Below are 22,446 nucleotides of genomic sequence, written 5' to 3' on the forward strand. Positions count from 1 at the left end.
TAGTATAGTTGCACCAAAACGTATTTGGTGGTAGATAAACATTAAAAAATAATGAAATTTATTTTAAGTCGATGAGAAGGAGGAGCAGTAGCGAATAGAGCCCCTGTTTCTTGAGGTTGTTTCTCAGAATGTTCAGTGCGTTGCTGATCTGTTTTTTGACCGTTTGGTCAGAGATGTCCAGACGTTCTGCAATTTCCTTATAACTAAGTTGTTCCTGTCGGCTCAATAGAAATACCTCTTTCATTTTTGCTGGGAGCCGTTCAATTTCACGATCAATAATCTGCTGGAGCTCTTTACCTTGCTGCTGTTCGCTCAAAGAAAATCCGGTTACGTCGATATATTCCAAAATAGACGCAATCAGCTTTTTTTGGTTGCCTTGTGTCCGGTGATAGAAAAGAGCGCTCTTGCGGGCAGCCCCATATAACCAGCCGTGGATATCCTGTATTTCGGACGATTGAGTTTTGTTCCAGAGATTGACGAAAATATTCTGCAAGAGATCTTCTGCATCGGTCTGGTCTTTCACCAGTTTGGACAGGTAGATGAGTAGGGGATCCCAATAGGATTTAAAAACAAGGTCGAACACCTGCCTGTCACCCTGCTCTAGACGCTGAAGGATGTATTTAGATTCGATCTCATTTTTAAGATTCACGGCATTTGTAGTAGGTGCCGACAAACTTAGATAAATTTTTGATTATTTGCAATATGGATTTTGTCACCGGTCTTATTCCCAAGGAACTTCAGTATAGGTCTCTGCATGTAAGTCAGAGACCTATTTAACGTTGTACCTAACGTTAAGTTATAACGGATATCGATTAGATGTCGCGCAGGATTTTAATATTTTCGTGGGCTTCCCGCTGCTGGCTCAGCTGAATCTGGATCAGGTTTTTGGCTCCTATGGAGAGCTTATTTTCCTCTGCCAGCGCCTTGTTGTAAACCTCACGGAAAGCCGTCTCGCCCCGTTCACAATGCTCCAGTAAATCTTGCATATTACCGCCCGATAATTTTGATTTGATCACCATCCACAGCCGAAAAAGCTCACCGCTTAATTTGGTCCGGTCAGTCGCGTATTGGCCAGCAAGCTCAACCAGTGGACTGAGTTCGGCAATAAACTTTTCAGACTGCCCGATCATCTTTCTGAACACAGCTTCCCGGGCACCTTCGCCCTGCTCGTTGGCCAGATCAATAGCCAGCTCGTATCCTTCGATGCGGTCATTATTGATTTTAATAAGGTCATTTAAAATATTGGGGTCATTCTGATTACTTTTCATATGCTCTTAATAGTTGTTTTTAGGAGGAACAACTTAGATTAATCAATAGTTTAGCTTTATTTCTTTTATGATAATAATATTTGTCTTACAGCTTGATTTTTAGGGTGTTTAGGTTGGTTAATAGCGTCTGTGACCCGTTTAAGGGTAAGAGCAGATGAGTACAGATTAGGCCTAATTTTTTTTAAAAACAAACCTTATGGCTCTTTAAGGAGTTTCTTTTTTTAAAACGATAACAACTTTTAAAAAAATAATTCCTCAAAAAACAAGAACGAAATGGATGTAAAAAAGAAAAATACAAACAAGCTGCAAACGTATTGGACGATACTTAAAAATACCGTATCGGGATTTATAAATGAAGACTCCATGAAATATAGTGCTTCACTGTCGTACTATACCGTTTTTTCCATCGGCCCCATACTAGTTTTAATGATCGCACTGGCCGGCATATTTTATGGGGCCGATGCTATTCAGGGTAAGGTTTTTACCGAACTGAATGGCTTGGTAGGCAATAGTGCCGCCAAACAGATTGAAGAGGTCATTCAAAACCTCCAGTTATCCGGCAAATCCAATATGGCATTGGTGATCAGTTTGGTGACCTTGATCCTTGGGGCAACCACGGTTTTTGGCGATATGCAAAACTCCATCAACAAGATCTGGCATGTGCGCCCAAAACCAAAAAAGGGCTGGCTGAAGTTAATCCAGGACCGGTTGCTGTCGTCGTCGCTCGTTATTGGTCTGGGTTTTTTATTGGTGGTTACGTTAATTATAAATGGTGTGATCCTGGCCTTGACAGGTCAGCTGCAGCGCTACTTTCCCGATATTACTGTGGTGCTCATGAATCTCATCAATTTTGTCAGTTCCTTTGTGGTCATTGTGATCCTCTTTAGCGTGATCTTTAAGACTTTACCCGATGTCAACATTCAATGGAAGACTGTTCGCGCCGGAGCTCTATTTACAGCCATTCTTTTTGTGATTGGCCGTTACTTGATCGGAATCTATTTAGAACGTTCGGCAACACAGGATACTTATGGAGCAGCAGGTTCTTTTGTGCTTATTTTGCTCTGGGTGTATTACACCGCGGCAATTCTTTATTTTGGAGCTATTTTCACGCGGGAGTACGCGACAGAAATGGCTATTCCGATCGAACCTTCTGAATTTGCGGTCCATGTAGAGACACAGGAAATCGAACGCAATGTCGATAAAATCCCGCCGGCGCCGCTCGATGAAGAAGAAACGACCATTGATAAAACGGAGTAAAATCACCGTAAATATTTTTTAACATTTGATAACATTTTTTTTAAACGATTCCAGCTGCAGGCTGTTCTATTAATAAAAAACGAAAGGAAAATTATTATGAGCGAATTAACATGGAAAGGTCGTTGGAACGAAATTAAAGGTAAAGTAAAACAGCAATATGCGGATCTTACAGATGATGATTTACTATATGCAGAAGGCAAGGAAGATGAGTTAGTAGGTAAACTTCAAAAGAAAACAGGTAAAACACAAGATGAGGTGAATAGTTGGTTGAACGGTTTGTAGAATAGTGTTTTCGTGTTAAAGGCGGATAGCAGCAATGTTATCCGCCTTTTTTTTAGGTCTTTTTTCTATAAATCAAATAACTGATCAGCAGGCAAAGGTTCACGAGAACAGCAAAGCTATTTGAATAGATAATCGGTACTTCGCTTTTCATTATGCCGTACCATACCCATAGGGAAAGTCCTATGATTAATGTTAGTAGCATAACCGGAGAAAGGTCATCCACATTCTTTTCCTTTAGCACTTTGATGAGCTGCGGCAGCATAGAAATAGATGTGAGGATACCCGCAATAATACCCAGAAAGTTTTCATTGATCATAAGGACTTCGGTTTTATGTGATCATTACGTTGACATGACTAGATCAAAATGGATAACCGATCGCAAGATTAAACATCAGATTATCTTTTCGCCATCTTGAACTTCCAAAGTCGATATCCTTAAATACCCAACGCTCGCCCTTCGGTAAATAGGGGATACGGAACGGGATGGAAAAGTCGGTACGCAGGATCAGAAAGGTAAAATCAAACCGTAATCCCAAGCCGCCGCCGACGGCTAGTTCCTGCAGGAAATCCTTGCTGAATTTACCGCCTGGCTTGGTCTCATCGTCCCGCTGCAGCCATACATTCCCAGCATCGATAAAGGCGGCCCAATGGACAGGACCAGCAATTTTTGCCCGGTATTCGGTATTCAGCTCCAGCTTGATATCGCCTGTCTGATCGGCATAGAAAAGTCCATTGCCCAGCCTTTCCGGAGCTACTGTACCCGGTCCGATCGCACGTGCGCCAAAGGCACGGATACTATTTGGTCCGCCCACATAATATTGCTTAAGATAGGGCAGGGAACGCGAATTGCCATAGGAGTAGCTCATCCCTATACTCACCCGTGATGCGATCTGTGAATTTTCGCTGAGCTTGAAATAATGCCTGCCATCCACACTGGCTTTGATATACTGCGAGAAGTAGGCGTCAAAAAGTTTAAAAGTCTTGCCCTTATTAAAGTCTGCACCTTTGATCAGTCCCAGAATATTGCCCGAAAGGTCCAGGTTTCCCTTGAAATAAAACGTATTGCGCAGGTGCTTTTTCATGGTATTCTGAAAGGTGAAGTTATAATTGGGCCCAATTGTGAATTGGGGATCAATTACATGCCGCAGCGCCGGAATGGTATCCATCTGCATCTTGTAGCTTTCCGAAATACCTCTCGGCTGTACATAGGTGATTTCCATCAGCGCCAGATCATGCTGTTTCTCTTCGTTCTCTTGCCAGGTATAACCGTAGCTCAGCGCCATCGAATTGAGCGTATAGGCTTTGCGCCGGTTTAAAAATTCATAGCGTGCCTTGATATAGGTATTCGGAATATATTGACGGGAAGGATTAATGGTGCCAAATGGTGTCAGTATCCTCGGGAAGGTCAAGGTTGCCTCGGTACCGTAGCGGAAATAGCTGGAGTTCAGATCGGCATTACCACCCGTTTGTATTTCGTAACCACCAAATACGTTGATATTGAGCTTCTCGGCGCCCTTAAAGGCATTCCGAAGAGTCCAGTTGACATTCACTTCGGTCCCGTTGTAGACGGAAGCCATTTTTCCCAGCAGTTCTACACGGATGGATTTCTTCGGCAGGGGAGTGAGGTAATAGTATACATCCAGCGCATTGGGTACTTCCTTGCTGTCCACAAAGTTATTTTTGACAAATTTCCAGCTGTTGAGATTCACCAAGTGGCTGATGGTCCGGTTGTGGGCATCGCGGTTATACAGATCGCCCTCCTTGAAAAAGATATGATTGGCAATTACTGGTTTGCGGAAGGTATGATTTGGGTCAATAAAATAATAACTGCTGTCAAATAGTTCGGCATGCCGCGGTGACTGCTGGTAGCCAGCTCCGGTTTCGGTATAGTTTGGGAAAATATATATCTTATTGATTTTGGACGCAGTTCTTGCCTGTTCGGGCGTTTCCTTTTTTACGGTCACATAGAGGTTGACTTTATGATCCCCGATGGTGCTGTCTACCTGTACCAGGATATAGTCGGGGCTAAAATAATAGTAGCCCTTATTTTTAAGGACATTGTCTATCCGGTCCCGTTCATTGAGTACCACATCCAGGCTATAGTTGTTGTTTGGCCGTAGCAGGCTCTCGCCGGAAGTCCCCTGGATATCGCGGCCGAGTTGGGTCGTACTGTCCACATCAAAGGTGACTGATTTAATGCGGTAGATCAGATTGGGCTTAGCGGTATAGTCTACCGTTGCTTTTTTATTTTCAACTGTGGTATCGGAGGTGACTTCGGCATTGAAAAATCCGATATTCTCCAGCCGGTTGCGCAGCAGATTTTCATTGTACTCCCGGTTTACATCGCTCAGTAGTACAGGTTCCTCGCCAATTTTTTTGAGGAAACGTTTTATAAAGTTGCTGTTGGCGGTATCGCCCGCCATATTGTTAAAATAAAGCTTATAGGGCATGCCCAGCACCCGCTTATTGGGTTTGGGGCGCAGCGATTCGGCTAGGTAGGTCGCCAGTTTCTCCTTGTTTTTCTTCGAAATGGTATCGGATGCGATGTTCACGTTTCCTTTCACGTAAAGGCTCTCGCCTTCGGGCAGGTTTTTGGTCGACGAACAGGCCGCAATGATGCCGCTTATTATAAATAGGCCAATCAGCCCCTGTAGTTTAATTTGCATGGTAAGCCCTTTCCTCGTCTTCATTTTTAATTGCTGTGGTTTTGATCGTATCTAACTGCTTCGGCGTACTCTTTTTCCCTGCGCTGTTTGCCGTGCTGTCCACCTGCTGGCGGCGCTGCTGTTCTTTTTCCTGTTCTTCCATGCGTTTGCGGTATTCGGGGCTATGGAGCATCAGGCTGTCGCGGATGACGGTGCGGACGCTGTCCCGATAAGCCGAATCCTGTTCCATACGCTCGACATCAAAACGTTTCCTAAACTTCTTGCTGCCCGTATTGTAATATTCCTTGAGTTTTTTGGAGCGCATAAAGATCTCCTTAAATCGGTTGTAATCCATAGTAATGATAAAACCGATACCGGTTTCAACAAACTGTCCTTGCAAAGTGACCTGGTATTGGTTTTTGCGGTAGAATCGCGCAAAGTAGCGCCCATCTTGGGAAAGCTGATAATCCAGCTGTATATCACCGGCAATATTATTGGCAGTTTCTCCTGGTCGTGAATTTCCCTCTACTTCAAAATTGGATCCGATATTTACTTTCAGTCGGTCGTTGAGCAGCATTTTGGACACCCCGATGTTCAGGTCGGTACGCGTCTGGGCAGTTCCAGTGCTGTAATCGTCTGCTGAGGTCAGGTTGAAATCAAGTTCAACTCCCGTAATTAAATCGGAGGCCAGGCGGTTGAGCTGCGAACTCAAAAACGAACTGACGCTATTTCGTACCAGTGCCTCTGTACCTCCGCCACCGGAAAGGCTTTCAAATGGATTGGCCGACATAAAGCGCCCCAACACAATCAGTGAAAAGACTTGTTTATTGAGGTCGGAAGGATTATCACGTAAGGTGGTCAGTGCATTGTCTACCTTACTGATCACATCCTGCGATACGATGGCATTGTTGGCATTCAGGTCGATATCAAAATTGAGCTGTGGCTGAAACAGTTGGTCTGAAATTTTCAGCAGCACGTCGAAAGGTATCTTTTGCTTATACAAGTTTGCGTTCTGCGTGCCAAGCTGTGGCGCTACCAGTTCTAGCGTAGGGGCTTTTAAGGTATATACTGCCGTAATATTCAACTGCGCGTCCAATGGATCGCCATTCCAGGTAATTGTACTTCCTTTCTGAAATTTGAAGTCTCTGCTGACGGGACCAAAGCTGAACGAATAACTTCCCCGCTCCACGGTAAAAGTGCCCGACATGGTTATTTTACCGCTGGCATCTACGCCCGCATTTAATTCGGCCTCGCCCTGAATGTTTAGGGCATCCTGCGAGCCTGCATCAAGCAGAATCTTAAACTTGGCATCCTTATCGGTCTGCAGGTTCAGGTCGACATCTATGCCCGTCAGTTTGGTGACGGTCATGGAATCTAATCGGGCAAGGGCATTTGCGGTTGCCGTATCGCGTTTGTCTACAAATTCGACTACACCCTTCCGATCGGCCATACCGGGATCATTGTTGGGCATTACCATGGTAAAATCGGTACTGTCAAGTACTTTGATGGTACCGTCCACAACAGGTTTGTCTAGATTTCCACCGATCTGCAGATCGGTACCCAGAAACATTTTTCCATAAAATAGATCGTTGTCTGCTTGAGTGGAATTTAGGACTTCAAAATTGTCCATGGCGATGCCGAGGTCAAATTCAAAATCGGTGTAGGTCTGTGTCTTGATAGAACCGCTGACCTGGGCAAAATTGCCTTTGCTGTCTTCGAGTTCAAATTTGGGAAACGAAATACCATTTTGGTCAAAACGGATCTGTTCATCTTTTGCTTTAAACAGGGCATTGAGCATGGCAACATTGAATTCAGCGTCTCTGAAATTGAGATCACCCCGGATCTGTGGTTTGGAAGGAGAGCCTGCTATTTTTAGTTGCCCTTCGACGTTGCCCTTGGAATCTTTGAGATTCCCCATGCTGAAAGCCTGTACCGTCTTCATTGTCAGTGGCGCAATATCCAGGGTGAAGTCAAGCGCTGCATCGCCTTGCGGTGGATTGATAAAGTCTCCGCTCAGGACGAGGTTATTTCCGTTTTCGGTAATGCTTACGTTGGCATTGTAGGTGTTTTCGCGTTCATTATTGACTTTGATATTGATATTGCCCACGGTATCTTTTCCGAAGTAAAACTTGTCGACGACAAGATCGGCAACAAAAACAGGACTGCTTTCCAAGCGGGAGAGCGTGGTTTGTCCGTTGATGCCGCCGCCGACATCCAGGCTGTCACTCATGACCATCTTGCTCAGTGTCTCGATACGGAAATTTTTAAACGCCACATCAAGCGGTGAGTTCAGGATGCTGTCCTTGGAAGCGATGCGCAGTTCCTGTCCCTTGTTGCTGAGGACAAAATTGTTCGCCAGCAGTCCTGCGCTGCCAAATTTTAAGGTGTTGTTGGGCGCCACATCCCACTTATCGTAGTTGAGCATGAGGCCGTCCTGCAGCAGGCTGAATTCAAATAGGCCATTTTTGGCCTCCATGTTGGCCCCCAGGTGGTACTGTTCTTTATCCTGTTTATCCTTGATCCAAAGCCCCATGTTGACGATGTTCTGAGCAACCTTACCACTGAAAACCGTATTGGTCAGCTCAATGCTGCTCATTTTAACTTTGTTGATTAAGGCCGAATAATAGAGGGCGCTATCCAGACTGTTGATATCCAGGGTTACATTGTCAATCGCCGTACCCGCATACACAATGCGTGGGGCATCCAGTTTGGCCGAGAGGTTTTTGGATGTACTGTTAAAGAGACCGTCCAGGGTAATGGCTTTCATTTCTGTCAGCTGTGGCAGAAAATCTTGAATCAGTCTATTGCGGCTCAGCTGTGCCGAAAATTCGATGATCTGCGGTGAGTAGGCCGGAATCTTGACCGGCTTTTCGGGTTTGTAATAAACCTGAAGCAAATCTTGGACGGCACTTTGCAGCTCCAGAATTTTGTATTTGCCGACCAGGTGGGCATTCAGAAAATCAGAACGCAGCACCAGCTGATTGCGGCTGGTATCGGCCTTGGCCAAGAGTGAAACAGTATCCAGTGCGTAACGATCGGAGTTATATCGTATCAACGAATTGGTAATATGCGCTTCACCATTCAAAAAGTTCGGATCTGCCGTGCTGAAGTTACCGCTCAGTTTGCCCCGGTAGCTAAGCGCATCCTGCATCAGGTGTAACTTTTGCAAGTTGATGCTGTCGACCAGCAGTTCGAATGCTACCTTGGGATAAGTCGATTTCATATTGGCGCTGGCATTCAGCTTAAGTTTGATATTCGGATCGGGACTTAGAATGGATGCCTTCATCGCACCCTTATCGGCCGATATATCCATGTCGATATCATGGTAACGGTAGCCCATGGCATCCAGCCGGTTCACTTTACCGTCAAAATTGGCCACCAGTTTTTTAGGATCGGTACCCTTGCCTTTAATTTTTCCTTCGAACGAAAGGATGCCCAGGGTACTGTCCATTTTCATGATTTGACCAATATTGAGGTCACGAACGTTGACTGCCGCATCGTATAAGGTATCGCGCTTGGTCATTTGGACCGTTCCATCGACTTTGGCAGTGCCTTTTTCGGTTACCAATGCAAGTTTCGTATTGAAGGCAGTCATTCCACCTTTAAAAGTTCCGCTCAGACCGATGGTATTGGGTAATTCGATTCCGGCAGGCAGCATCGATTTGGAAACCAGTTTTTCGATATCCGAACGGCCTGTCGTCAGTTTTTTCAGGTTGAGGTCTACCGACAATTTATTCATATCGGGTAGTCCTTTCAGATGCAGGCTGGCAATCAATCGGGTATTGGAAAGTGTCCTGAAGTCGATATTCGGAATATACAGGTCATCGACACGGCCGGTCACGCGGGTGTCGATATAAAATTTCTTGTCCAATAGGGGCTTCATCACCTGCATGGTGTCCAGAAAGGGCGCGAGAAATCGGATATCGCGCATATCAATATGGCTTTTTGTGATGTTTGCATTGACCGTGATCAGTTCTGGTCTTTTAGCGATGATATCCAGGGAAGGATAACTTAGCTTAACGTAATCGCGAATCAGCGTGCGTGGTGTTTCCGCATAGAGATTTTTGATTTCGGCACCGGTATTGGTATAATTAAAATCGGCCTTTAGTTGCTTGATGACAAAGCCGGAGTGGTCGGCTGCCACGAGTTCTTTCAATGATCCGCTCATGGAGTCGGCGCTGTAGTACAGATCGGTTAACCTGGTTTTAAGACCGGGCATTTGGATATTAAAATAATCGAAACCTTTGATGCGCGGCTGATTGTCGTCTTTAAAACGGATACTGGTATTGTTGATGATGATGTCTTTGGCTGAGACGACCCAATTCATTTTTGTGGCCGAACTGGTATCTGTTTTTGCAATGTCGTTCTTTTCTGCCTGGGGGTTCGATTTCTCAGTTTTTGCTTCCTTGTTTTTTGCGTTGGTTGTTGCAGCGTCTGCTTGCGCTGTCACTGCATTGGTTTTTGTCACCTTGGCAGCAGCCTGTTGAATTTTTCCCAGCAGGACATTGTTGTCCGAGCCGTCGAGATCGAGCTTATTGATGTCGACAACCTGTTTGTTCAGATCGATCTTATTGATGTCGGCATGGAATTTTTTTAGGATAAACTGCGACTTCAGTGCGCTTGACTGGTCCTCATAGCGCACCAAAATATTATTGAGGTCGGCCACCTGTATACCCACGTCAGGAAGGAGCGAAGTCGTTTGTGCCGTTTTATCGGTGATACCAAAATCTTCTACCGATGGTCCTGCGCCTTCTATGGCGGGCTTCCACTGCTTGACCGTGGCATTTAGTCCGTCGATATTGATTTTAGGTAGCTCAAAGGCCATGTTTTTGGTCAGGTCAAATTTCTTTATGTTGGTATTTAAACGACCGAGATAGACGTCGGCACTGGTACCAATCACAGCATCGGCATAAACCACATGTATTTTTTCAAACTGTATTTTATCGAGGTTAAACAGCAGGGCAGAAGTGGTGTCAGCAGTAGGTTCACTTTCTTTTTCAGAAGCAAAGGCCTTAACGATATAATCAAAGTTGAAGGCGCTGTCGGGAAGAGTACGTCGTATTTTGGCGGTAATTCCGCGGGCTTCCAGGCTTTGGATCTCTACCGTATTTTTCAAAAGCTTGAGCATATTGATATCGACGGCAATGCTTTTTCCCGCAACCAGGGTATCCTTACTTTGGTCTTCGAGGTAGATGTTTTCGAGGACCAATTTTTTGGGGAAATCAATATTAATGTAGCCAATGCTAACGGGTGTGCCGATCTTGCCTTCGACATAATGCGTTACTTTTCCGGCGATATAATTCTGTATACTGGGCAGGCGCAATAAAAAAAGGATCAGCATAAAAAGCGCAATGATGCCGCCAATAATCCACAGTATTGTTTTTAAAGCAATTCGTGTAAATCTGTTCAAGGTGTTGTTGATTTAAGTTTACAGATATAACAACACAGAACTGCAAATGGTTTGGATATCGTGAATTGATATCTCTGCCGATGTATGTTTAGCTTACCATAACAACCAAGTTAGAATCGCTAGAAAGCCGCCACGGATGAGTAATTCCTGTGTGAGCTCCTCGCGGTCCAGTTTATACCAGCTATATTTTTCATAATACTTCCGGATGGTCTGTCTGTTCTTTTCAATGACGATTTTATAGCTTGTTTTCATAACCGATTTATATTGATGTCATGGAAGAACATGCAATTTTAATGCAGTTTTAGGTGCAGGCAAGCGAATTTAGGTAGTTTATGTGGTACTATTGGTTATAAAATACAGGCTAAAGGGGTATTTTTAACACGATACTTTGCCAAATACGTTCGGGAAAGATACATGTCGATTACTGTTTGCTGTTTGCAGAAAGAAATTTGGCATTTTCCGGACAATAATCAGGCTTAGCTTGAATAGCTAAGCCTGATTGCTTCGTTCGGCATGCGTGTTATCTTCGATATCTTTCCTATAGGATTGTTTTCTACAGTTCGTTGTTGTCGATTGTGCCGGGTTCATGCCCCGTGTTTTGGTCATATCGCGCGGCTACTCTTCGTGTACGCTGCGTCTGATCCGAAGGAAGAGTTTCGGTCTGTTGTCCCCGGCTGTAGAACGTATCTTCACTAAAGTGATAATGTTTGTAAAATTCGGTAGGATCGTAATTGTTGGCGCTCACGATAAAGCCCACATCGCCGGTACCTTCAAACACATGGCGGACGCTAAGTTCTGTTTCGGGGTCGAGCTGATCAGTAAGGTAAGCAGGCAGTCGGATGGCCTGGTCTTCGCTAATGGAGATGACCACCACTTCGCCATCATCGGCAGGATTATACAGATAATCTGTAGCGGGCTCTTCCGTAGGAATTTCATCTACGGTAAAGATCACGCTATGATTGATGGGTTCGACCGGCGGGGTGGGATAGGCTTCATCATTGCTCGCCTGAATCTTTGTGCCATCGTAGAGCGAAGCAAGGCCAATTGGTACAAGTACTTTCTTATCGTCTTCCACTACAAATTCGGCATCATTGAGATCAACGATGATATAACGGACCTGTTGGCTTTCGGGATCAAAGAGCAGATCATCGACCTTGCCGATCAGCTGACCGGCCTCATTTTTTACTTTCCAGCCGCGGATATCAGGTTCGCCATCGACAATTTCAAAATCGCTTCCACCGAGTTCAATCAAATGATTATAGTTTTTTTCTTCTAATGCCATGTTTTCAAATGTTTTGCGTTATCAATTCGTAGGTGTGACAGTGATTTAAAGGGTATCCCGTTGCGGTGCTGTACTATTGATGCTTGTGTCGGGCGTAGATTCAGGTAGCCTGTCGTCGCTGTTGTTGCGGTTTACAAAATACACTACCAATCCCAATGCAATCAATGAAAGCAGGATCCACAGCCACTTGGGCGCTCCGTTTCTAGGTTTTACTTCTAAATGTGCCATAAATTCTTTTTTTAAAAAGAACAACCCCTGAATGGCTTCGTTTGAAAAATTTTTCAGACGTTTTCCTCGCAGTAGTTCTTGTTGTTCTGTTTTCAGGGGATTGCATGCCAACATTACAAGGAAATAGTTAAGGGCGGAAACGGCCATGACCACGGTGAGGGCTTCGGTAGAGCCTAACAAGCACGAGGAGCAGCGTTCATGCGGGATGAATGGGCGGTGGATGGCCGGACTCCTTTCACAGCTTTTGGTCGCCCTATATCAAAAAAGAAAAATAATTCAAACGATTTACCGCTGACATTGTTCTTTGGTCGGAAATGTATTAATTAGTTAAATAAACAGAGGTTAAAGGATTGTTTTTTGTAAAGGCTAGGTTCGTGGTTGACCTAGCCTTTTTCTGTTGTCGGCTATAGTCTAATCATCCAAGAGCTGTCTCGGTTAAATTTTCGATCAGCTGATGATTTTAGGTCCTCCAACGGTCATTGATTTCCGTCGACTGAATATCCCCGTATAAAATAATCCTATTTGATAATTTATAAAAATTATTTATTTTTAAAGATAAATAACCTAATGTACGTTATAAATACTGATTTATGCTCAAAAAAATTAATCTTGTCATCGTACTGTGCCTTGTATTGCTGAGTTATACTTTTGCACAGGGACAATCGCTATCAAGCGGCTTTGTATCTTTGGTTATTAAGCTAAAAGGTAATACGAATGTAAAAGAACTTGACTTGAGCATTCCTTTTATGAGTAATCCTTTCCAGCAGGATAAGCCACTGCCATTTACACAAGTAAATGATTCTACATGGATGGCATCGGCCTATTCCTTTGGCTCTTCGTCGGTTTATTTAAGGCTAAATGGCCAATACCTTGCTTTTTTGCTTGTACCAAAGCAAGTGGGCACATTAACTGTTGCGATGTCGAATGACGGAAACAGCAGCTTGCATTATCAGGGACCATTTAAGCAGGTTTTCGACAATTCGGCGAAGCAGGAAAAATTGCTGATGGGGCTGTTTAGCTATCCTGCGGATAAAAAAAATGAAAAAATACCCTTTAAATCGGCAAATGATTTTATAATATATCAGTTGGGTAAGGTAGAAGAAATGACTAAAAAGCTGATTCCAGACTCAACTTCAGGATTTCTGAGGGAATACTATACCAAAATTGTCGAAGGTTTTCGGATACCAAGTTTTCTTTTAAATTATGCGGATATTTACGAGCACAATAAAAAGGCAGGACTGGATTCCACGCAGTTTCCATTGGTGCCAAAGCGGGATATTTCGTTTTACAAGGAAATCCTTAGCCCCAGATATCAGGATACCCTGAGTCTTTTTTCTGCTGCTTATGCTGCCATTCAGGCGGCCATCCTGCAGGATTCTCTGTTGCATCTTCCGGATATTACCGAGGTTGGCCCCATGGCTTTCAGAGAGCAGCTGCAACATCGCCTGGGTCCAAAAAATGAATAAGGGCTATCAATTAAGCGTGCAAAATAAGTACGACATTACACATAGTTTTACCATAAAAGATCTGGTCGAATACCTTCTTTATCAGGATGAGCAAAATGCACTCCGAAAACAAAGGTCCACGGCAAAGGTCGTTATGTTTCCTTTTGCCACCGATAAGGAAGATGTCCTTGAAGAACTGATCAAGCCCTATCGGGGAAAAGTAGTTGTAATCGATCTTTGGGCGACCTGGTGTGGCCCCTGCATCGCATCTTTTTCGGAAATGGAAAAGGTCAAGAATCAATATAGCAATCGGGATGATGTCGTATTTGTATATGTGACGGATGAAAGCTCTGATCGCAAAAAATTTCAGGAATTTACAGATCTGCTCAAAGGCGATCACTATTACCTCTATAAAAAACAATTTGCAACAATCATCAAACAGTTTAATAACGCTATCCCCAGTTACCTCGTTTTCGATAAAACAGGTAACTTATCCGACCGTGCCACAGCTCCGGAGAATCAGGCTGTGGTCGCCAAATCCTGGATAGAAAAGGCCCTGAATAATTAGGGAAGAAGGTTATACAGTTGTAACTGAATGGACGATGGCTCAGGATAAAGTAGACAAAAGCCCGGCGATGGAAATCCATGCCGGGCTTTTCAATGCATTGCTCTTGATAGGAATTGTTTTAAGCTGTTATTTCTGCACTTTTTCATATTCCAGCGTACCGGTTTTGTCGCTGCTGATGACACGTTTCTTCTCGTCAAACGATTCTACCTTAAATTTGACGGAGATGATGCTTATTTTTACGGTAAGTGTTTTATTGTCTTCGGATAGTTTCCATTTTCCATTACGGGAATCACCATTGTGGATACCCTGAAATTTTCCGTCCTCCATAAACACCTGATAAGTGTCCTTAGGTGTAGACACAACGCCATCGACGTTTGTCTGTTTGACCAATTTCCATTTCCCAATAAGTTCTTTGGCGGTCTGGCTATATCCTGCAAAGGAACAAAGGACCAAAATAAGTGTTACGAGTGTTTTCATGTTGTGTTTGATTGCGGTGTAAAGGATATCTTAAATATAATGAGTATTAGCGCTTTTTTAGACAGTTTTTACATAAATATAATCAATCAAGTAGATCGGGTGGGTGGCTGGAGGAAGTAGGAAACGCTTTTTATTGTTTCGGAAAATAACTGTAGAAAATTAATGCTTGCTAGCTCCGAGGTTGTTTTTTTCTAAAACTTCCTGGTGTCTCCCCAGTCCATTTTTTAAAGAATTTCGAAAAGTTTGAAGCGTCGTATGTCAAGTGAAGTGCAATTTTTGCGATGGACAGGGGTGAATTAATCAGTAGTTCTTTGGCGCTACTGATAATTTTGAGATTGTAGAAATAACCGGGATGGTAACCTTTCTCTTTTTGAATGGTATAACAAAGATGTTTTGGAGAAACCGCAATTTCTCGGGCGATCTTGTTAAGCTCCATAAACTCCATGGTACGTCCAGTTATAACATCGTCAATATGTGTGTCCAGATAAGACAGTGTAATGCCTATCCATCAAAACAATGCCGTGGGTATACGCTGTATGCGAAGCAAATAATTTCCGTTAACTATTTTTGGAGAATATATGTAGTGGGATAGTTATCAGCGAAAGCTGATAACTATCTTTTATTTGCAGACACACACGGCGCAAAATGATCGGAATATTGTTCGCTATTCTTTGTTAATCAGAAGCTTGTTTTTATAATCGGAAGGTGTAACCCCTTTAATCGATTTAAAGAACTTGTTGAAGTTGGGCAAAGAGTTGAAACCACAAGCGTAAGCGATATGGGTTATTGGGTTTTCTTCCTGAACCAAAAGCCTGCAGGCTTCATTGATTCGAACTTCATTGACGAATTTTGAAAATGTTTTCCTTGTACGTGCTTTAAAAAAACGACAGAAAGACGGCTTGGTCAAGTTGGCCAATTTGGCTGCCTCGTCCAGGGAAATGTCATCACTGAAATTTTCAAAAACATACGTGTAAATACTGAAGATAATTTCTCCATCCTTACCCGCCAGGCCATCAATATAGGGCTTATTGGATAGTTTACTGTATTCCTGAGTATGCAACAGAATCCCTAAAGACTCGAAGAGATAGGCTGTTTTTTGTACTTCAGGCACAGCGAACATCTTGTACAGTATTTTTTTGAGTTTATTTTTTGTTTCTCCATAAAACAGCATTCCCTGTCGCGATCGCTCAAGAAAATCTTTTAGCTGGCTTGTTTCAAATAATAAGGAGCAAAAAGACAGCAGAGCTTCCGGGTCGAAATACAAGGTGATGAATTGTACATTTTGCTCCTGATCGGTTTCTGTAGGCGAGTTGTACCAGACGTGTGGCAAACTGGGACCAATAAAAGTTAGCTCATCGCTTTCAAAGTCTTCCAGCTGATCGCCAGTGCAGCGTTGGCCTTTACCCTTCATGATGTATGTAAGCTGGCATTCACGATGAAAATGATACTCGGAAAGAAGTTTAGGGCAATTTTCATGTCGGATTTCAAAAATCCTTTTTCCTGAATTTGAACGTGCTTTCGCGTAAATTGGCCGCATAGATTCTTAACATTTTTAATGAAATAAATGGGAACGTACACCAATCTCCATAATCGATTGAAAGTGATCACTCAAAAAACGTTTTTTAACGGTTAAAAGGCATGTATTAAACGCTTAAAATCATGTAAAATATTACTTTTTTCCAGTTCGTCGGACGGCAATCAAACTATATTAATCAAAGTTTAGCAACCCGTTGCCTATATTTTTTGCCAAAAAGCAAAAAATATAGCATGCTTATCGTGTATATTTAGGATATTGTTGGCACGCCATTAGTGCGATAGATTCATTGTATGCAAAAAAAGACCAATAGATATAGCCAATCGGCCACAGATCTTATTGTAAAGCTGTTTGAAAGCATTCATCCGCTGTCGGACGATTTAAAACAGCTGATCGAAACGCATAGCTATGTGATCGATGTGAAAGCCGGGGTTCGCCTGACTGATATCGGACAGGTGCAAAAGCAGATCTACTTCATTCTCCAGGGCGGTGTACATACTTATTATATTGATCCGGCGGGTAACGAGATCAGCTCCTGGCTGCTGTATGAAGGGGAGCTCGCTATTGCGGTCTATAGCTTTTTTAGTCAAAAACCGAGCTTCGAAGCAATTGAAACACTGGAGCCCTGCCGTCTATTGGTTCTGAGCTCCGAGAAACTGAATGAGCTGTACCATAAATTCCCCGAACTTAATTTTATCGGTAGGGTATTGACCGAACGTTATTATATCAAAAGTGAAGAGAAAGCCAATGAACTGCGAATGTTGCCCGCGGTGGACCGATATAGAAATCTCGTTGAACGTTATCCTGAAATTTTAAAACGCACACCGTTGGGTATCGTTGCCTCGTATTTGGGGATAACGCAATCTACATTGAGCCGCATAAGAGCAAAAGTTTAACATGCCCACAGAATCCTGAACTTTTTTATAAGGAAGCAACACAATGTGTTAATAGGGCATCTAAAAAGAGCAATAAAGTGTATGTGTTTGCCAATAGCTATCCTTATTTTTGATGATATGGCGAGGATTCATTGCTTTTCTATTGCGAACAGTTGGCATTGCATCCCTAAATCGAATCGTAAACCTCAATGAAATTGAACACATCAATGCTAAACCGTATATGTACTGGTCTTGCACTCTGTTTTCTCCTGTCGGTGAAAATTGCTGTTGCGCAGACTGGAGCCAAGAAAGAAAACTGTATCTGGTTTGAACAACCTGCGAATGCCTTAGCCGTAGATTCCAAAAACGGCTGGGAGAGTGACCCCGAGTGGCTGAAAGCCCTACCCATTGGTAATGGAAACCTTGGGGCTATGGTTTTTGGCGATGTCAACCACGAGCGGATTCAGCTGAACGAAATGACCTTATGGAGTGGAAGCTTCGACGCAGGCGACAATTCTGCGGCTTCACAGTCCCTGCAAAAGATTCGTGAATTGCTGTTTCAGGGCAACTATAAAGAAGCAACCGAACTGACCAATAAAACGCAGATTACAAAGGGAAAAGGATCGGGGAGTGGTAATGGTGCCAATGTTCCCTTTGGTTGCTTCCAGACCTTGGGCGATTTACGGCTTGACTTTGGTACGGATGCCACTTATCAGAATTATCGCCGTGAATTGGATCTGATGAAAGGAATTGCTTCCAGTTCTTTTGTCCAAAATGGCGTCAAGTTTACACGGGAAGTTTTCGCTAGTCACCCCGATCAGGCGATCATTATCCGGCTCACTGCAGACAAAGCCGGGGCGATCAATGTGCTCTTCAGTTTGGATCGGCCGGAAAGGTTTGCGACAGCGGTTACGGCAAAGCACGGACTGCGCATGTTTGGCGTGCTCGATAATGGGCGGGGTGGAAATGGTATGCTGTATGAAGCTGAGGTGACACCGGTCCTGGAAGGCGGCAAAATCAGCAGCCAGACCAAAACCGGTATTCAGGTTACAGGTGCCAATGCGTTGACGCTTATTGTAACTGCAAAAACAAATTATAAACAGCGTTATCCAGACTATATTAATGCCAATTATCAAAAAGAACATCTCGAAATACGGAAAGCGGCTACGGGCAAATCGTACCAGACGCTTCGGGATCGTCATATCAAAGACTTTTCTTCGTTTATGGGACGGGTGAGTTTTCAGCTGGGAAATAGTACCAATAATATGCCTACCAATGTGTTGATGGCCAATAATCTGCGTAGCGGAAATGAACAGGCCTTATATCCCCTGTATTTTCAGTACGGCAGATACCTATTGCTTTCTTCCTCGAGAGCGGGCGGTCTTCCTGCCAATCTGCAGGGAATCTGGGCCAATAAGATACAAACACCATGGAATGGCGATTACCATACCGATATCAATGTACAGATGAACTACTGGCCTGCGGAGGTAGCCAATCTATCCGAATCGCATCGTCCCCTGATGGATCTAATCGCATCGCTTGTGGCACCAGGTAGCAAAACAGCCCAGATACAATATGGGATGCGGGGATGGGCGCTGCATCCGATAACGAATGTTTGGGGCTACACTTCTCCGGGGGAAAGTGCAAGCTGGGGGATGCATATTGGGGCCGGAGCCTGGATTGCCCAACATATCTGGGAACATTATGCCTTTACACAGGATAAAGACTTTTTAAGAAAAGCTTATCCGATTCTAAAAGAGGCTTCGACTTTTTACCAAGATTGGCTGACAACGGATCCTAAAACAGGGCTGCTGGTTTCGGGGCCTTCACCTTCGCCGGAAAATTCCTTTAAAGCGCCCGATGGCTCTGTTGCACAGATCAGTATGGGGCCATCGCATGACCAGCAGGTTATTTTCAATCTATTTGAGCACACCCTGGCTGCGTCGGAAATACTAGGTGTAAAAGAAGACGATTTCTTAAAGGGCTTGCAGGCCGCAAAAAACAAGCTGGCCCGTCCAAAAATTGGTCATGACGGGCGCCTGATGGAATAGGCCGAAGAGTTTGAAGAGGTAGAACCTGCTCATCGTCATCTGTCCCATCTGTTTGCGCTATACCCGGGTAATGAAATCACGTTGGATCGTACGCCCGCATTGGCAAAAGCTGTGCAGCAGTCGTTGGAAAGACGTGGCGATGATGGGGTAGGCTGGACCTACGCCTGGAAAATTGCGCTTTGGGCACGATTGCAGCAGGGCGATCGGCCATTGAAGTTGCTCAATAAACAACTGCGCCCTACATCGGATATGGATACCAAATATGACGGTGGGGGCGGGACTTATTACAATATGTTTGATGCTTGTCCCCCATTTCAGATCGATGGCAACTTTGGCGTGATTGCCGGAATGGCCGAAATGCTCCTGCAAAGCCATGAAGATTTTATCGAGCTGCTTCCGGCGCTTCCCGCCAATTGGAAAGATGGTGAGATAAAGGGACTGGTGGCTAGGGGAGCGATCGAAATTGATCTGAAATGGACAAATGGTCAATTGGTCAGCGCTGCAGCAAAAGCCAAAAAGAAACAGAAATGTCGGGTGAAGTATGCGGGGAAATTGCTCGAGCTTGAACTACCGGCGGGTGAAAAAGTCAATCTGAAAATATAATTTCAAAAAAATACCGAAGGATAAATTCCTTCGGTATTTTTCGTGAAAAAGAAAAATTACTATTTCAATCTTAGAGGGTTTTGCTATCGCGCAGCATTTTAATGATATTATGCGCTTCAAGCTGTTTGCTGAGCTGTGTATTGATTAAGCTATGAACATTTTGCGAAAGTTCTTCCGATCCTTCAGCCAAAGCTGTTTGATAAGTTGATTTGAAGGCATCTTCTCCCTGCTCACAGGTTTCGAGCAGGCTTCTTTCGTCATCTCCCGTAATATTCACTTTTATCCCCATCCAGGCGCGGAAAAGCTTGCCGCTCAGCATGGTGCTATCCGTCGCCTCTTTGCCTTCAAGCTCAACATAAGGTGTCAACTCGGCAATAAATTCTTCCGATTGTCCGATAAATTTTTGAAATGTTGGTATAAGTTTATCTAAACCATGACTTGTCGCCAGATCAATAGCTTTTTTATAACCCTCGATGCGGTCGTTGTTGATCTTAATAATGTCATTGATGATCTCCGGATTGTTGATGTTGTTTTCCATAATATTGTTATTTGTTATCATTTTGTTTATTCGAAAAACAGCAGGCATTGCATGATCGTTTGCAGAATTCGAGATTCAGGTATTTAAATCGTAGCCCGTATTTATCCCATTTTTTATTGCACGGGAATAAATCTGTCTAAAACTTTCTGCAATTTGCCCTTGTTCTTAAAACCGAATACTGTCCATTAGGCAGCGCAACGAAAACTATGCAACAAAACATTCATGTAGCCATTATCGGGGGTGGACCCAGTGGCCTGTTTATGTACAAAAGATTGATCGAAAAGAATATCGCCGGTCTCAAGGTATCTATTTTCGAATCCCGAAAACAATTGGGGGCAGGAATGCCTTACAGCTACGAAGGTGCCACACCGGAGCACTTGACGAATGTATCGGATCATGAAATCCCCACATTGGTCACGACGATTGAGGATTATGTTCAATCCCTATCGGAGGCCACGCTCCGTACTTATGGAATCGATGTGGACGATTTTAATCGCTACAAAGTGGTTCCACGGCTGCTCCTCGGCCGCTACCTTTCGGAGCAGTTTATGTTATTGAAGCGGATGGCGGATGAACAGGGCATTGAAACACAGGTTCACCTCGCTAGCCAGGTTACGGATATTATTGACCTCGAAGGCCAGGCGCAGGTTAAAATTACGGTGGGCAGCACCGATACCTATATCGTAGACAAGGTAGTCATCTGTACCGGACATAAGTGGCCAACCAAGTATGAGGGCAATGTCGAACATTATTTCGAATCGCCCTATCCACCGTCCAAGTTGGCCTTAAAAACCAATCACGCCGTCGGCATACGCGGTGCTTCGCTCACAGCAATCGACGCTATCCGTACGCTGGCTCGCCACAATGGTTCTTTTGAAACCCTGGAGACAGGAGAGCTAAGGTATCAGATCGACCCGGGAAGCGAAAATTTTAAGATATTGATGCATACCCGCAGTGGGCTGCTTCCTGCGATCCGCTTCCATCAGGAAGAACCTTTCTTGGCCAATAACCTGGTGATCTCCGAAGAGGAGCTGATACTTAACAGGCTAGAGAATGAGGGTTTCGTCTCGCTGGATTTTCTGTTTGAGCGCAATTTTAAAGCGCAGTTCAAGGAAAGAGATCCCGACTTTTATGCGATCGTGGAAAAGCTCAGCCTGGAAGACTTTGTAGAGGCAGTACTCCATTTAAGGGAACAGAAAGATGCCTTCGAGGGATTTCGCCAGGAGCACGAACAAGCGCTGAAATCTATTAAAAGGCGCCAATCCATCTATTGGAAGGAAGTGCTTTCTGCCTTGAGTTTCACCTTAAATTATCCCGCCAAGTACATGTCTGCCGAAGATATGCTGCGTTTAAAAAAAGTACTCATGCCGCTGATTTCTATTGTCATCGCTTTTGTGCCGCAGAGTTCCAGTCGTGAGCTACTCGCGCTGTACGATGCCGGCCGCCTGGAAGTGGTCAATGTAGGCAACGAAAGCCGGGTTGAACCAGCGAGCGATCGCGGCGCCAATTATTTTTATACCGATGAATCAGGAATCGAAATAAAATCGCATTATAAGACATTTGTGGATTGTGTGGGACAGCGACCGTTGAACTTTGAAGAATTTCCATTCAAGAGTTTGGTCGACAATGGCCATGTCAGCCCAGCCTACTTACGGTTTCGCTCCGTGGAACAGGCCAAGGAACAAATGCTGGCAGGCAATGACCACATGTTTGTGGCACCGGATGGCGCTATTTTTTTGCAGGTACCCGGTGTAAAGATAGATGACAGCTTCCGCTTGGTGGATCACAGTGGTATCGCTAGCCAACGTCTTTTTATGATGGCCGTACCTTATATGGGGGGGTACAATCCGGATTATTCAGGCCTTGATTTTTGTGCTGCGACATCGGCTATCATTGCTGGGAAGATTGCGGAGAGCGGATAAATACGCAACTTTTTGTTAAAATACGGTAAGATGGTTGAGGGCAGGCGGCGCACGATTTAAT

At 44.1% G+C, this 22,446-nt stretch carries 19 protein-coding genes and 1 pseudogene; 8 read left to right on the forward strand and 12 right to left on the reverse strand.

What is annotated here, in order from left to right; translation table 11 throughout:
• Positions 1 to 58: 58 nt before the first annotated feature.
• Entirely contained in the window at positions 59 to 673 is a 615-nt protein-coding gene (locus B3297_RS23485; protein ID WP_286779599.1) for an RNA polymerase sigma factor, read from the reverse strand.
• Positions 674 to 812: 139 nt separating this feature from the next.
• Entirely contained in the window at positions 813 to 1,268 is a 456-nt protein-coding gene (locus B3297_RS23490; protein ID WP_070568185.1) for a PA2169 family four-helix-bundle protein, read from the reverse strand.
• Positions 1,269 to 1,541: 273 nt separating this feature from the next.
• On the opposite strand from B3297_RS23490, the gene B3297_RS23495 reads away from it, so the two are divergent.
• Positions 1,542 to 2,525 carry a YihY/virulence factor BrkB family protein gene (locus B3297_RS23495; protein ID WP_070568183.1) on the forward strand — a complete coding sequence of 328 codons (984 nt, stop codon included), beginning with the start codon at positions 1,542 to 1,544 and terminating at the stop codon, positions 2,523 to 2,525.
• 96 nt (positions 2,526 to 2,621) lie between these two features.
• Positions 2,622 to 2,807: a CsbD family protein gene (locus B3297_RS23500; protein WP_046675215.1), complete on the forward strand. Its 186-nt coding sequence runs from the start codon at positions 2,622 to 2,624 to the stop codon at positions 2,805 to 2,807.
• Positions 2,808 to 2,859: 52 nt separating this feature from the next.
• Here the strand turns inward: B3297_RS23500 and B3297_RS23505 are convergent, their stop codons facing one another.
• The 6 genes from B3297_RS23505 to B3297_RS23530 form a co-directional block, all read right to left on the reverse strand.
• Positions 2,860 to 3,123 (reverse strand): SemiSWEET transporter, encoded by a 264-nt coding sequence (locus tag B3297_RS23505; RefSeq protein ID WP_070568180.1) that lies wholly within the window; start codon positions 3,121 to 3,123, stop codon positions 2,860 to 2,862.
• Positions 3,124 to 3,166: 43 nt separating this feature from the next.
• On the reverse strand, positions 3,167 to 5,497 hold the full coding sequence (locus B3297_RS23510; RefSeq protein WP_070568177.1) for a BamA/TamA family outer membrane protein: 2,331 nt from the start codon (positions 5,495 to 5,497) through the stop codon (positions 3,167 to 3,169).
• Positions 5,463 to 10,862: a translocation/assembly module TamB domain-containing protein gene (locus B3297_RS23515; protein WP_070568174.1), complete on the reverse strand. Its 5,400-nt coding sequence runs from the start codon at positions 10,860 to 10,862 to the stop codon at positions 5,463 to 5,465. Before B3297_RS23515 ends, B3297_RS23510 begins: the two co-directional genes overlap by 35 nt.
• A gap of 93 nt (positions 10,863 to 10,955) precedes the next feature.
• Positions 10,956 to 11,114, reverse strand: coding sequence for a hypothetical protein (locus B3297_RS23520; RefSeq protein WP_156167705.1), 159 nt, complete (start codon positions 11,112 to 11,114; stop codon positions 10,956 to 10,958).
• A gap of 301 nt (positions 11,115 to 11,415) precedes the next feature.
• Positions 11,416 to 12,144, reverse strand: coding sequence for a PRC-barrel domain-containing protein (locus tag B3297_RS23525; protein ID WP_070568170.1), 729 nt, complete (start codon positions 12,142 to 12,144; stop codon positions 11,416 to 11,418).
• 45 nt (positions 12,145 to 12,189) lie between these two features.
• Positions 12,190 to 12,372 (reverse strand): hypothetical protein, encoded by a 183-nt coding sequence (locus tag B3297_RS23530; RefSeq protein ID WP_139145048.1) that lies wholly within the window; start codon positions 12,370 to 12,372, stop codon positions 12,190 to 12,192.
• A gap of 590 nt (positions 12,373 to 12,962) precedes the next feature.
• On the opposite strand from B3297_RS23530, the gene B3297_RS23535 reads away from it, so the two are divergent.
• Together B3297_RS23535 and B3297_RS23540 are read left to right on the forward strand one after the other, a co-directional pair.
• On the forward strand, positions 12,963 to 13,838 hold the full coding sequence (locus B3297_RS23535; RefSeq protein ID WP_070568164.1) for a hypothetical protein: 876 nt from the start codon (positions 12,963 to 12,965) through the stop codon (positions 13,836 to 13,838).
• Positions 13,831 to 14,385 (forward strand): TlpA family protein disulfide reductase, encoded by a 555-nt coding sequence (locus tag B3297_RS23540; RefSeq protein ID WP_070568161.1) that lies wholly within the window; start codon positions 13,831 to 13,833, stop codon positions 14,383 to 14,385. The genes B3297_RS23535 and B3297_RS23540 overlap by 8 nt, the downstream gene beginning before the upstream one ends.
• Positions 14,386 to 14,511: 126 nt before the next feature.
• On the opposite strand, the gene B3297_RS23545 is transcribed toward B3297_RS23540, so the two are convergent.
• The 3 genes from B3297_RS23545 to B3297_RS23555 all read right to left on the reverse strand — a co-directional run bounded on the left by B3297_RS23545 (position 14,512) and on the right by B3297_RS23555 (position 16,399).
• The gene (locus tag B3297_RS23545) at positions 14,512 to 14,862 is read right to left on the reverse strand and encodes a lipocalin-like domain-containing protein (protein ID WP_070568159.1); all 351 of its coding nucleotides are present in this window, start codon (positions 14,860 to 14,862) and stop codon (positions 14,512 to 14,514) included.
• A gap of 169 nt (positions 14,863 to 15,031) precedes the next feature.
• The gene (locus tag B3297_RS23550; protein WP_083296057.1) at positions 15,032 to 15,307 is read right to left on the reverse strand and encodes a helix-turn-helix domain-containing protein; all 276 of its coding nucleotides are present in this window, start codon (positions 15,305 to 15,307) and stop codon (positions 15,032 to 15,034) included.
• A 219-nt stretch (positions 15,308 to 15,526) separates the two neighbouring features.
• A complete protein-coding gene (locus tag B3297_RS23555; RefSeq protein ID WP_286779600.1) occupies positions 15,527 to 16,399 on the reverse strand; it encodes an AraC family transcriptional regulator in 873 nt (290 codons plus the stop codon).
• 290 nt (positions 16,400 to 16,689) lie between these two features.
• Here B3297_RS23555 and B3297_RS23560 point away from each other — a divergent pair, with 290 nt between their 5' ends.
• The 3 genes and pseudogenes from B3297_RS23560 to B3297_RS24960 all read left to right on the forward strand — a co-directional run bounded on the left by B3297_RS23560 (position 16,690) and on the right by B3297_RS24960 (position 19,925).
• A complete protein-coding gene (locus B3297_RS23560) occupies positions 16,690 to 17,292 on the forward strand; it encodes a Crp/Fnr family transcriptional regulator (protein WP_070568150.1) in 603 nt (200 codons plus the stop codon).
• 206 nt (positions 17,293 to 17,498) lie between these two features.
• Positions 17,499 to 19,625 (forward strand): annotated as a pseudogene (locus B3297_RS23565) (glycosyl hydrolase family 95 catalytic domain-containing protein); the annotation flags it as partial.
• Between the two features lie 54 nt (positions 19,626 to 19,679).
• Positions 19,680 to 19,925, forward strand: coding sequence for a glycoside hydrolase family 95-like protein (locus tag B3297_RS24960; RefSeq protein WP_376778160.1), 246 nt, complete (start codon positions 19,680 to 19,682; stop codon positions 19,923 to 19,925).
• A gap of 70 nt (positions 19,926 to 19,995) precedes the next feature.
• Here the strand turns inward: B3297_RS24960 and B3297_RS23575 are convergent, their stop codons facing one another.
• Positions 19,996 to 20,463 carry a PA2169 family four-helix-bundle protein gene (locus B3297_RS23575; RefSeq protein WP_075994905.1) on the reverse strand — a complete coding sequence of 156 codons (468 nt, stop codon included), beginning with the start codon at positions 20,461 to 20,463 and terminating at the stop codon, positions 19,996 to 19,998.
• 206 nt (positions 20,464 to 20,669) lie between these two features.
• Between B3297_RS23575 and B3297_RS23580 the strand changes: the two genes are divergently transcribed.
• On the forward strand, positions 20,670 to 22,385 hold the full coding sequence (locus tag B3297_RS23580) for an FAD/NAD(P)-binding protein (RefSeq protein WP_286779601.1): 1,716 nt from the start codon (positions 20,670 to 20,672) through the stop codon (positions 22,383 to 22,385).
• Positions 22,386 to 22,446 lie beyond the last annotated feature (61 nt).

It is taken from the genome of Sphingobacterium sp. UBA3519 (genome assembly GCF_002377215.1).
GTDB lineage: Bacteria > Bacteroidota > Bacteroidia > Sphingobacteriales > Sphingobacteriaceae > Sphingobacterium > Sphingobacterium multivorum.